Source organism: Lentzea kristufekii, assembly GCF_033949925.1.
GTDB classification, from domain to species: Bacteria; Actinomycetota; Actinomycetes; order Mycobacteriales; family Pseudonocardiaceae; genus Lentzea; species Lentzea kristufekii.
On the sequence record NZ_JAXAVV010000002.1, the window covers coordinates 535,571 to 548,152 of the forward strand.

At 71.9% G+C, this 12,582-nt stretch carries 7 protein-coding genes; 5 read left to right on the forward strand and 2 right to left on the reverse strand.

Annotated features, from left to right (window positions below):
- Window positions 1-52: 52 nt before the first annotated feature.
- The gene (locus tag SK571_RS06135) at window positions 53-565 is read right to left on the reverse strand and encodes an RICIN domain-containing protein (protein WP_319983036.1); all 513 of its coding nucleotides are present in this window, start codon (window positions 563-565) and stop codon (window positions 53-55) included.
- A gap of 102 nt (window positions 566-667) precedes the next feature.
- Between SK571_RS06135 and SK571_RS06140 the strand changes: the two genes are divergently transcribed.
- Window positions 668-3,748: a BTAD domain-containing putative transcriptional regulator gene (locus SK571_RS06140; protein ID WP_319983037.1), complete on the forward strand. Its 3,081-nt coding sequence runs from the start codon at window positions 668-670 to the stop codon at window positions 3,746-3,748.
- A gap of 3 nt (window positions 3,749-3,751) precedes the next feature.
- A complete protein-coding gene (locus SK571_RS06145; RefSeq protein ID WP_319983038.1) occupies window positions 3,752-6,640 on the forward strand; it encodes a hypothetical protein in 2,889 nt (962 codons plus the stop codon).
- Here SK571_RS06145 and SK571_RS06150 read toward each other — a convergent pair.
- Window positions 6,630-7,112 carry a calcium-binding protein gene (locus SK571_RS06150; protein WP_319983039.1) on the reverse strand — a complete coding sequence of 161 codons (483 nt, stop codon included), beginning with the start codon at window positions 7,110-7,112 and terminating at the stop codon, window positions 6,630-6,632. The two genes, SK571_RS06145 and SK571_RS06150, sit on opposite strands and share 11 nt — an antisense overlap.
- 185 nt (window positions 7,113-7,297) lie before the next feature.
- On the opposite strand from SK571_RS06150, the gene SK571_RS06155 reads away from it, so the two are divergent.
- Genes SK571_RS06155 through SK571_RS06165 form a run of 3 tightly spaced genes read left to right on the forward strand, consistent with a single transcriptional unit; the run spans window position 7,298 to window position 12,544 of the window.
- Window positions 7,298-9,244: a phosphocholine-specific phospholipase C gene (locus SK571_RS06155; protein ID WP_319983040.1), complete on the forward strand. Its 1,947-nt coding sequence runs from the start codon at window positions 7,298-7,300 to the stop codon at window positions 9,242-9,244.
- A 9-nt stretch (window positions 9,245-9,253) separates the two neighbouring features.
- Entirely contained in the window at window positions 9,254-10,459 is a 1,206-nt protein-coding gene (locus SK571_RS06160; RefSeq protein ID WP_319983041.1) for a hypothetical protein, read from the forward strand.
- A 30-nt stretch (window positions 10,460-10,489) separates the two neighbouring features.
- A complete protein-coding gene (locus SK571_RS06165; RefSeq protein ID WP_319983042.1) occupies window positions 10,490-12,544 on the forward strand; it encodes a primosomal protein N' in 2,055 nt (684 codons plus the stop codon).
- Window positions 12,545-12,582 lie beyond the last annotated feature (38 nt).

Below are 12,582 nucleotides of genomic sequence, written 5' to 3' on the forward strand. Positions count from 1 at the left end.
GTCGTTCACCGGAACGGCCCGCTTCCCCTCGGGGAGGCGGGCCGTTCTGTCGTCAGAAGCCGATGACCCAGCGCTGCGCGGGAACGTTGGCGCAGGGCCAGGTCCGCACGATGAGCCCGGTGATGGGCTGGCCACCCGGCACGTTGAGGCACAGGTTGCGATCGCCGCCCGCCATCGACCGGATCTCGGCGATGCTGGGAGGTCGTGGGGTGGTCTTCCACACGTGGTTGCTGACCCGCGGCAGACACGCCACCTGGGCGATGCCCGACCCGGCCAGGACCGGGCCGTTCATGTAGAAGCAGCGACCGCTGACCTCGTTGATGATCTGGTACCTGTCGTCGGAGATCTTGTCGAAGTGCCAGTTCTGGATGGCGCTGCCGGGAACGCAGGGCATCTGCACGATCCACGCGTCGAACGTGCTGCCGGCCTCGGGCTGCAGGCACATGCCGCTCCCGACGTTCTTGATGGGCTTGAAGACACCGGCGGCGTTCGCAACCCCGCCGCTCGCGGTGAGCGCCAGCCCGAGCGCCGCCAGCACGACGAGCGTCTTTCTGCGAATGTTCATGGCCGAACCATGGCCGTCGGACCTGGTGTGGAACGGAAATCTGACGGAAACGGCGTTCCGGGCTGACATCAGCGGGTCGCCGGACGACTACCTGGTGTGCGGGTGCGGATTCTGGGACCGGTCGACGTGACGGTGGACGGCACGCCGAGGGAGGTGCGAGGCCGGCGCCGCAAGGCGGTGCTCGCCGTGCTGGCGCTGCGGGCGGGCGAGATCGTGAGCACCGATCGGCTGGCCGAGGTGGTGTGGGGCGACCGCGCACCCCGCACTGCCGCGAACACGCTGCAGCACCACGTGTCTTACCTGCGTGGCGTGCTCGGCGACCGTGCGGCGATCTTGGTGCGTGCGCCGGGGTATGTGCTCGACGCCGACACGGACCTCCTTGCGGTCCAACGGTTGATGGACCAGAGCAAGTGCGAGGCCGATCCGGCCGGTCGGGCGGTGCACCTGCGCGGCGCGCTCGCGTGCTGGCGGGACCGGCCACTGGTGGACGTGGCCGGGCACGCGTGGCTGGACGAGCAGGCCGAGCGCATCGCCGCGCTCAGGACCGAGGTCGTGGACGCGCTCACCGAGGTGCGGCTGGCGCTCGGCGAGCACGCGATGCTGGCGCCGGAGCTGGAGTGGCGCATCCGGGAGCAGCCGTTCCGCGAGCACGTGCACGGACAGCTGATGCTCGCGCTGTACCGCTGCGGACGTCAGGCCGAGGCGCTCGCGGTGTATCAGCGGCTCCGGCACGCGCTCGGCGAGGAACTGGGAATCGACCCGAACCCCGCCCTCCGGGAACTGGAGGCGGCGGTCCTGCGCCAGGACGCCGCACTCGACCTGCCGGGAGTCGTGCTCACGTCGCGGGCCGGCGTTCTGCTCGAGCGCGAGCACGAGCTCTCCGAACTGGCCGTCGCCGCACGGGAGGCGGTCGCGGGGAACGGCTCGGTGGTGCTGGTGTCCGGCGAGCCCGGCGTCGGCAAGTCGGCACTCGCGGACGCGGTGAGGGGAAGGGCGCCGCGACAGGCCCGGCTGCTCGTCGGGTGCTGCGACGACCTGGCCACGCCACGCGCGCTCGGCCCGTTCCGCGACCTCCTCGGTCCACGGCTGGGTGCTGCGGGGGACCGGGACGAGGTGTTCGAGGTGCTGCTCGCCGAGCTGGCCCGGCCGACGGTTCTCGTCATCGAGGACGTGCACTGGGCGGACGAGGCCACCGTGGACGCACTGTCCTTTTTGGTCAGAAGGCTGGCGTCGCTGCCCGTGCTGCTGATGCTGACCTACCGCGCCGCGGGGCCGTTGTTGCAGCGCCTGCTCGGGCAGGTGACCGCGGCGCCGCGGGTGCGGCGGTTCGAGCTGGCGCCGCTGTCGGCCGCGGCGGTCGGGCGGCTGGTCACGGCGAGCGGGCTCGACCCGCACGAGGTGTACGCCGTGACAGGGGGAAACCCGTTCTTCGTCACCGAGATCCTCGCGGCCGGACATCTCGACCGCGTCCCGCCGACCGTCGCCGACGCGGTGCTCGCACGGCTGGACCGGCTGGACCGCGACGGTGAGGAGGCGTTGGCGCAGCTCGCGGTCGTCCCGTCCACTGTGGAGCAGTGGCTCCGGGACGCGCTGCTGCCGGACGGGGTCGCCGCCGTGGTGGCCGCGGAACGGCACGGGTTGCTCACCGTGACACCGGCCCGCACCGGGTTCCGGCACGAGCTCATCCGGCGCACCGTCGCGGACGCGTTGCCGGTGGCCCGGCGGGTCGAGCTGAACCGCCGCGTCCTCGCCGCACTCGTGGCACGAGACGGTGTGGACCTGGCGCGCGTTGTGCACCACGCCGCCGAGGCCGGTGACACCGGTGCGATCGTGCGCTACGGCCCCAGGGCCGCCGAGGCCGCGAGCCGGGCAGGCTCTCACCGGGAGGCGGCGGCTCACCTGCGTCTCGTGCTGCAGCAACGGGAACTGCTCGATCAGCAGCGACAGGCCGACCTGCTGAACCGCTATGCGATCGAGAACAGCATCATCGGGGACATGGGCCCTGCCGTCGAGGCCCAGCGGGAGGCGGTCGCACTGCGGCGCGGTCCCGGTGACGTCCGCGCGCTCGGTCGCGACCTGGTGTGGTTGTCGCTGATCTGCTGGCGGGCCGGCATGCCGGAGCTCGCCTGCGGCAGCAGTGCGGAAGAGGCCGTCACACTGCTGGAGAGCGCGGGTGACGACAGGGCGCTCGCCCGTGCGCTGACCCACCGCAGCGGCCTGCTGTCGATCCTCTACCGCACCGAGGAGAGCCTGGCGCTGGGTGAGCGCGCCGTCGCACTCGCCCGCGCGGCCGGTGACCAGGAGATCCTCGCCCACGCGTTGACGAGCGTCGGCACCGCGCAGGCCGACCTGGGCCTGGCGGAGGCGTGGACCACGCTGGCGGAGGCCCGGCAGGTGACGCTGGCGTCCGGCTCGGTCAGCGACTTCTGCAGGTTCACCGTCAACGTCGTCGAGATCCTGCTCTGGGAGTTCCGCCTCGACGAGGCGATGAGCTGTGTCACGACGGCGCTCGAGATGGCGGACGGCGCGGAGGAGCTCCGGTACCTGAACCGCATGTACACGTGCCGGGCGACGGTCGCGGTCGAGACTGGTGACTGGGACCGGGCGGCGGCGGACGCGGAACTGGTGGCCGGAGTGCGGCCGCAGGCCAACCCGCCGACCCGGTGTCACGCGCTCATCGCCCTGGGCAGGGTGCGTGCGCGCCGGGGTCTGCCCGGCGCACAGGACGCGCTCGCGGAAGCCTGGGACCTCGCGCAGGGAACCGGGGAACTGCAGAACATCGGCCCGGCCGCCGTGGCCTGGGCCGAGGCGGCGTGGCTGCGCGGTGACGAGGTCGTGGCCGCGGAGCTCGAATCCCTGCACGGGGAAGCGCGCCGGCTCGGCGTGCGGGCGTTGGCCGCGGAACTGGCCTACTGGCTTGGCGTCGCGGGCCGTCCCGTGTCCGTGGACGACTCCCACCATCCCCACGCGCTGCTGGCGGCGGGCCGATGGCGCGAAGCCGCCAAGAGGTGGCAGCAGGCCGGATGCGACCACTGGTACGCCGTCGCACTCATCGAGAGCGACGACCCAGGCGACCTGGCCGGGGCGCTCGCGATCTTCGAGGGTCTCGGCGCGCGCCCTCTCGTGGCCCGTGTGCGTGAACGGCTCGCAGGGGTATCTCCCAGGTACCGGACGACTCCGTAGTGCATGGGGGACAACACGATCCTGCCGTTGCACGGGGTGCCGCGGCCGTTGGACGTCGAACTGCCGCGGTTGCGGCTGGTCGACCGCCTGCGCCGGCGCTGGACCAGCCCGATCACGCTGGTCGTCGCGGGTCCCGGCTTCGGCAAGACCACCGCGCTGGCCCAGGCCGTCCGCGCGAACCTCCTCGAACCCCGCGGCATCGACGCCTGGGTCACCTGCGGCCCTGACCACGAGGACGCGAGCCGTCTGGCCCGCACGGTCCTGGCCGCCCTCGACGCGGTCCCCGGCCCCGAACCCGGCGCGCCGGAAGTGCTGGCGGCGCTGCGGCACCGGGCCCCGCTGGATGTCTGCCTCCTGCTGGACGACGTCCACGAGATCCCCGGCGACTCACCGGGCGCGGCCCTGCTCGCCGCCGTCGCGCGTGCCCTGCCCGGCACCGCGCACCTGGTGTTGTCCGGGCGCCGCACGCCGGACCTCCCGCTGGCCCGCCGGGAGGCCGCGGGCGAGCTGGCCGCGCTCCGCACCGAGGACCTGGCCTTCACCGATGCCGAGACCGCCGCCCTGGCCACGAGGTTCGGCCGCGAGCTCACCCAGGACCTGCACGGCTGGCCCGCGCTCATCAGGTTGTCGCTGTGCGCGGGCCCCGCCGCGTCCTGGCGCTACGCCGCGGAGGAGGTGCTGCACCGGCTCGCCGAGCCGGTGCGCAGAGCACTGGCCGCGTTGGTGACCCTCGGCTGTGCGACCGGGGAAGAGGTCGGCACGGTCGCCGGCGCGCCCGCCGATCTCGACCGCCTGGCTCGCGAAGTTCCGCTGGTCGTCCGGCTCGACGACGGCCGATACCGGGCACACGACCTGTGGGCCGGCATCGTGCCCGCCGATCACCTGCGCGCCAAGGCGGTCGAGGTGCTGGCCGCACGCGGTGAGCTGGCCGGCGCCGGGCGGATCGCCTGCCGGGCGCACGACTGGCCGTTGCTGGCGCTTCTCGCGGTCGAACTCGTGCGGACCACGTTGTCGGTGTTGCCGGCCGCGACAGCCCAGCGGTGGCTGAACGCGGTGCCGGCCCACCACCGCGAAGAGCCGGCGTTCCTGTTGCTCCAGGCCGCGGTGATGCACGCACGCGACTTCACCGACCCGTCCATCGACTGCCTGGTCGATCGCGCGTGCGCACGAATGGTGGAGAAGGGTGACCAGGATTCGGCCGCGGTGGCGCTGGGCCAGGCCGTGATCACCGCGCACTCCAGGGGAGACCTGGTCAGGCTGGCCGGGATCGCGCAGCGAGCACAGCACCTCGACGCGTCCACACCCGTGCTCAGGTTGTTGCGGCACAGCGTGAACGCGGTGCTCGCCGAACTCGCGGGCGATCCGGAGCAGGCACTCGTCCACCTCGCCCAGGCGCCGACCAGCGAGGTGCCCAGAGCGCTTTCCGTGTCCACCGCACGGTTCCACGTGCATTGCCTGGCCATGTGCGGACGTGGACGCGAGGCCGCCGATCTCGCCGAACGGATGCTGGACGACGACCTCGCCCGCCGGCACGCCACCGTGGCGCGATGGTTCGACGGCGAACCCACGACAACACCGGACAGCGTGGACAGCACGGCGCGCGACGAGTTCGTGGCGCACGCCTTTCGCACTGTCATCGCTGCGTCGTTCGGAGAGACCACGACCGAACTGCCGTGCGGTGATCCCGCTGAGAAGGACAACCCGCGTGACGCGGTCCTGGCGTGCGCGGCGCAGGCGGCAGTAGCTGTCGCGCGCGGAGACGAGGACCAGGCCCGTGACGCCTACAAGCGGCATCTGGCGAAGTGGCCCGTGGACATCAAGGTCGCCGAACGGCACCTGCGCCGGTTCCTGACGTTGGGCTACGTGCTGAGTGACGAGCTGAGAGAGCGTTGGGACAACACGGACTTGGGTCCGTCACATCAGAAGGCGCGAGCGGCGGGGCGTGCGTTCGTGCGAGCCCGGCAAGGCGATCTCTCATCGGATCTGTCAGCAGCGCACGCGTTGTGCTTCTTGCCGTTGCCGTGGTCGGTCGAACTGGCCGTGCGCCTGGCTGCCACGGGCAAGACGAAGCTGGGCGCCTGGCTGTCCGATCACGCCGCGGTGCACCAGAAGATCCGCGATCTGGCCCGCGATCCGGACCTCGCCGCCGGTGCCGCCAAACTGCTCGCCACCGTACCCGCACCGCCGGACCACCCGATCGGCATCGAGGTCGTCGGGCCGATGCGAGTGACGAGGAACGGGGTCGCGACGGACGCACCCGAACTGCGAAGGGCACGCGTTCGCCAGCTCCTCGGCCTTCTCACGCTGCGCACTGTGCTGCCCCGCGAGCAGGCGATGGACCTGCTGTGGCCCGAACTCGACCCCGCGAGCGCCGCGCGGAACCTGCGCGTGACGATGACCCACCTCAGGCGGTTGCTGGAACCCGGCCGTGCGGGTGGCGAGGCCAGCTACTTCCTGCGCAGTGACGGCGAGACGATCCGGCTCGTCCGGAGCGACCGGCTGACCGTGGACCTGTGGTCGTTGCAGGAACTCGGCCCTGGTGAGGCCGTGGCGCTGTGGCGGGGTGAGCCGCTCACGGATCTGGCCGACCTGTGCGAGGCCGAGATCGCCCAGATCAGAACCCGCCACGTGCAGAACCTCCTGGTGCTGGGCGAACTGGGGCTCGTCGCGGGAGACGCGGCCGAAGCCCACCACCTGGCGGAGCGGGCGTTGGCGCTGGAGCCGTTCGAACCGCGCGGGCACCGGCTCGCGCTCGCCGCCGCACTGCGCGCACGCGATCCGCAAAGGATGGTGAAGACGCGTGCGCGCGTGCTGGACTCGTTGCGGCAGCTCGGGGTCGGGCCCGACCCCGCCACGGAGATCCTGTTGAGGCAGGCGGTCGCTAGCAGCTGACGGTGACCTCGGTGGACGCGGTGCAGAAGTCGAACCCGGCCTCGCCGTCGCCCCCGTCGGTGTTCAGGTCGCCCGAGAGCAGGTCCATCCCGTCACCGCCGCGCATCCTGTCGTTGCCGGCCTCGCCGTAGACGGTGTCGTGGTGCGGGCCGCCCTGGACCTTGTCGTCGCCCCACCCCGCGCAGATGAGGTCGTTGCCCTCGCCGCCGAAGATCTCGTCGTCGGACCCCAGGCCGAGGATGATGTCGTTGCCCTCCAGCCCGACGATGGTGTCCGGGCCGTTGCTGCCGAGGATGACGTCCGGTCCGGGGCCACCGGAGATGAAGCCCGCGCCGACGATCGTGGGCACGGCGTTGTAGCAGGCCGCCGGGGTGGGTCTGTTCTGGAACTCCGGCGGGACCTCGTCCGCCTGGGCGACACCGGCGGTGCACAGTCCGATGGCGAGCGCGGCGGCGGCGATGCGCAGTCTCATGGTCGTTTCCCCTCTTCGGTTTCTTGCCTGAGGAGAGAGTCGCGACCGGGCGTTGCCCGAACGCTAACCGGAGCGCGTCATCGCCTCTGCCTGGTGTGATCTGTGAACAAGGCCATGGTCATCCGAGGCCTTTGTTCATACGAGGGTTGGTTCCGCGCCATGTACCGAGACTACAAACTCGGTTCATGTCGCTCTCTCGTCGTGGGTTCATGGCTGCCGTCGCCGCTGCTGGTGCGGGCACGCTGCTGCCGCCGTCGGTGTACGCCGCATTGGCTCGTGAGCCCCGTGCGGGAGGGTTGCGCGCGATCAAGCACGTCGTGCTGTTGATGCAGGAGAACCGGTCGTTCGACCACTACTACGGGACGCTCCGTGGCGTGCGCGGGTTCTCCGACCGCAACGCGCTGAGGGGTGTGTTCAACCAGTCGGGCGTGCTGCCGTTCCCGGTGCGTGAGGCGGCGTCAGGGCGGGACATCCAGTACATCGGTGACCTGGACCACAGCTGGAACGGCGGGCACTCGGCGTTGCGCGGCGGCTGGAACGACAACTGGGTGCCCGCGAAGACCGCGGCGACGATGGCGTTCTACACGCGCCAGGACATCCCGTTCCACTACGAGCTCGCGGACACGTTCACGCTGTGCGACGCCTACCACTGCTCGGTGCCGTCCTCGACCTCGCCGAACCGGAACTACTGGGTGTCCGGGTACACGGGTTTCGAGCCTTCCGGCGGCCGTGCGACCGGCAACGCGGCCTACAGCGAGGACACGCACACGGGCTACACGTGGAAGACGTATCCGGAACGCCTGGAGGCCGCCGGGAAGTCGTGGCGGGTCTACCAGGAGTGGGACAACTTCCAGGACAACAACCTGGAGTTCTACGCGCGGTTCAAGGAGATCGCGCGCAAGGTGCTGCCCGCCGGGTTCAAGTCGCTGGACAAGCTGTACGGCACCGGTGACCCCGCGCTGATCGGTTCGCTGGACCTCTCGAAGCTCTCCGCGGCGGAGAAGTCGCTGTACGACAGGGGACTGCACCGCGTGAAGCCCGGCGGGCTGGGGGAGACGTTCCGCGCGGACGTCGCCGCGGGCCGGCTGCCCGCCGTGTCGTACCTGGTGCCGTCCTCTGTGGACTCCGAGCACCCCGGCGCGTCGTCGCCCGCCGCCTCCGCGTCGATCACCTACCAGGTGCTGGACGCGCTGGCGTCCAACCAGGAGGTGTGGGAGTCCACGGTCCTGTTCATCACCTACGACGAGAACGACGGCTTCTACGACCACGTGCCGCCGCCGCGCCCGCCGTTGTCCGTCACCGACGAGTACGTGGGCGACCGGCCGTTGGGACTGGGTGCGCGCGTGCCGATGACCGTCGTCTCGCCGTGGTCCGTGGGCGGTTACGTGAACTCGCAGGTGTTCGACCACACGTCGATGACGCAGTTCCTGGAGAAGTGGACCGGGGTGCGGTCGGAGGAGATCTCCGCGTGGCGCCGGACCGTCGCCGGGGACCTGACCTCGGCGTTCGACTTCGACCGGCGCCGGACGTGGCCCGAGGTCGGTGAGCCCGCGCCGGTACCGCCCGCGACGCCGCGGTGGCGTCCCGCGCCCCCTTCCGAGCAGAAGATGCCGGAGCAGGAGGCCGGACGGCGACGTGCGCGCGCTCTGCCGTACCAGCCCGACGCGTCGTTGCGCGGGTCCTCTCTGGACATGTCGAACTCCGGGGCGGCGTCCGTGCACTTCGCTCTGTACCCGTACTCCGGGCAGTTCGCGCTGCCGCAGCACTTCGACGTCGCGTCGTCGGCCTCGCTGGAGGTCGCGGGCGAGCATGACCTGGTGTTGCTGGGACCCAACGGTTTCCGCCGTGAGTTCGCCGGGTCTTCCACTGACCGTGCGCGCGTCTCGTCGTCGGTGCGCGGATACAGCCGTGTGCTGACGCTGACGTTCGAGAACAGCGGAACGTCGCGGCTGACGTTCGTGCTGGGGCGGCGTCGTTACGTCGTGAGGCCGGGGCATCGGCACGTCATCCCGTGGCTGACCGCCATGAACTCCGGCTGGTACGACCTGACGGTGACGGTGGAGGAAGAGCCGAAGTTCCGCCGGCGTCTGTGCGGTCACATCGAGAACGGCCAGGAGTCGATCTCCGGCTAACGTTGTCCCGTGGAGATCACGGGGGACGAGATCCGGAAGCGGATGATCGAGCACGAGGCGCTCGATCCCGGGGGCTTGAAAATCGTCGGCGCGACGATCACGGGTCAGCTCGACCTGTCCGACGTCGTCGCCAAGAAGCCCCTGGTGTTGCGGGACTGTTCGACGGAGCGCCCGGTGCTGCTCAACCGGGCGCAGTTCTCGCTGCTGGACCTGCGGGGGCTGGTCGCACCGTCCGTCGAGGCGCGCGGTCTGGCCGTCGACCACCACGTTCGGCTCAGCGGTGCCCGGCTGAGCGCCGAGGAGTCGGTCGACGCGCCGCACCTGCGCATCGGCGGCAGCGTCTACCTGGACGAGGGGTTCCGCGCGGTGGGTTCCGTGACGCTGAGCGGGTCGCGCGTCGCCGGCGTGCTGATGTTCGGCGGCGGGCGCTTCGAATCGGGGCTGACCCTGGTGGACCTCCAGATCGGCGACGGGATCTTCCTGAACGCGGGGTGCGAGGTCCTGGGCGGTGGCCGGCACGCGGCCGTGCGCCTGCGCGGCACCCGCGTGGACGGGCAGATCGTCCTCCGCGAGGGGCGTTTCAGCTCGTCCGGTGTCGCGGTCGACCTGCGTCACGTGCGCGTCGGCAAGGACCTGCTGATGCCGTTCGGCGGGATCGAGGGCCAGGTGCAGCTCGAAGGGCTCACCTACGAAGGGCTGCCGCGAGACGCCACAGTGGACGAATGGCTGTCGTTCTTGCCAGAGCGCACTCTTCGCTACTCGGCCCAGCCCTGGGCCCAGCTCGCCTCGGCCCACCAGGCCGCCGGCCACGAACGCGACGTGCGGCGGATTCGCGTTGCCCAGCAACGGGATCTGCGCCGGCGCGGCCAGCTGTCGCGGTGGGGCCGGATCTGGCACCTCGTCCGCGGGGTGACCGTCGGGCACGGCTACCGTCCCGGCCTCGCCCTGGTGTGGCTCGCCGGGGTGCTCGCCGTGTCGGTGGGTGTGGTGTTGATCTCCGGTGCCGTGCGGTGCTCGACGGTCGAGCAGGTCGGTTACGCCCTGAACGTGGCAACACCGCTGGTCAAGGTGGACGCGGCCCGCTGCACGGTCGACGCGGCCTCGGGGGCGGGCGGGTTCGTGCTGGCGTCGACGTGGCTGCTGCAGGTCCTGGCGTGGGCGTTCGCCACCCTGTTCGTGGCGGGCTTCACCGGATTGGTGAGGCGCAACGCGTGACTGTCGGGGGTGTCTGATACACCAGGAGGTATGAACGCGAAGACCGGAGCGAGAAAAGGGGAGCGGGTCCCCGCGGAGTCGCTGCCGGTCGCCCGGATCGTGGTGGACGTGCCGCTGGCCCACCTGGACCGGCCGTTCGACTACTCGGTTCCGTCCGAACTCGACGTTGCCGCGGTGCCCGGCTGCCGGGTCAGGGTGAGGTTCGCGGGCCAGCTGGTCGACGGGTACCTGCTCGAGCGCGCGGAGACCTCGGAGTACGGCAAGAAGCTCGCCTTCATCGAGAAGGTCGTGTCTCCCGAACCGGTGCTCGCGCCCGAGATCGCCGCGCTGGCGCGCGCGATCGCGGACAGGTACGCGGGCGGCATGATCGACGTGCTGCGCCTGGCCGTCCCGCCCCGGCACGCCCGTGCGGAGGCCGCGGCGCCAGGGGAGCCGCCGCCACTGCCTCGACTGTCCGCGTGGGTGGACCAGTCGCCTGCCGAAGCCGGCACCGCTCAGCCCGGGCGGTCGCAGCTGCCGCCCGTTCCCGCCGACGCCTGGTCGCGCTATCCCCGCGGCCCCAAGTACCTGGAGGCCCTGCACGAGGGCCGTCCCGCCCACGCCGTCTGGCAGGCGCTGCCCGCCGAGGACTGGCCCGCCCGGCTCGCGGAGGCGGCCGCCGCGGTCGCGTCGTCCGGGCGCGGGGTGGTGATAGTGGTGCCGGACCACCGCGATCTGACCCGTGTCGCCGAGGCGTGCGGCGCGTTGATCGAGGGCGTGGTGACGTTGTCGGCCGACCTCGGGCCGTCGGAGCGGTACAAGCGCTGGCTGTCCGTGCGCCGCGGCGTGGCGCGGGTGGTGGTCGGCACGCGGGCGACGGCGTTCGCGCCGGTGCGGGACCCCGGGCTGCTCGTGGTCTGGGACGACGGCGACGACCTGCACGTCGAGCAGCGCTCGCCGTATCCGAACGTGCGCGACGTGCTGGTGCAGCGCGCACACATGACGGGCGCCGCGTTGCTCATCGGCGGGTTCGCCCGCACGGCCGAGGCGCAGTTGCTGGTCGAGACGGGCTGGGCGCACGAGATCGTGGCGTCGCGCGAGACGCTGAGGTCCGTCGCGCCGCGGGTCATCTCGGTGGGCGACAACGAGTGGCAGGACGTCAAGGACCCGGCCGCCCGTACGGCCCGGCTGCCGTCCATCGCGTTCGACGCGGCCCGGTTCGCCCTGGCCGACTCGCCGGTGCTGATCCAGGTGCCGCGCCGCGGCTACGTGCCGTCGCTCGCCTGCGGCCAGTGCCGCGGTCCCGCGCGGTGCCGCCGGTGCGCCGGTCCGCTGGCGTTGCCCGGCGGCACCGAGAACGGGCTGCCGAAGCCCGCGTACTGCCGGTGGTGCGCGGCGACGGAGGCCGGGTTCCGCTGTCCCACGTGCGGGTCGCGCAAGCTGCGCGGGCAGGTCATCGGCGCCAGGCGCACGGCGGAGGAGCTCGGTCGGGCGTTCCCCGGCCACCCGGTGCGGACGAGCGGTGCCGACGCGGTGCTGACCAAGGTGCCGGGCACACCGTCCCTGGTGGTCGCGACACCGGGAGCCGAACCGGTGGCCGAGGGCGGCTACGGCGCCGTGCTGCTGCTCGACGGGTGGGCGCTGCTGGGCAGGGCCGACCTGCGGGCCTCCGAGGAGGCGCTGCGGCGGTGGATGACGGCGGCGGGCCTGGTGCGGCCGGGCAACGGGCGGGTGGTCGTGATCGCCGACTCGTCCCTGACCCCGGTGCAGGCCCTGGTCCGCTGGGACCCGGTGTGGCACGCCGCCACCGAACTCGCCGCGCGGACCGAGCTCGGTTTCCCGCCGGCGGTCCGGATGGCGACCGTCGACGGCACCCCGGACGCGGTGAACGCCATGCTCGACGAACTCCGCCTGCCGCCCACCGGCGAGATCCTCGGCCCGGTGCCGCTGGGCGACGACGAGACGAAGGAACGCGCGCTGGTCCGGGTCTCCCGGGCGGAAGGCCGCCAGCTGGCCGCTGTGCTGGCCGAGGCGCAGGCCGTGCGGACGGCCCGCAAGGAGCAGGACCTGGTGCGCATCAAGCTCGACCCGCTGGAGGTCCTGTAGGGCTGAACTCGGTGGAGCCGGCGCCGGGCCGTCCCTGG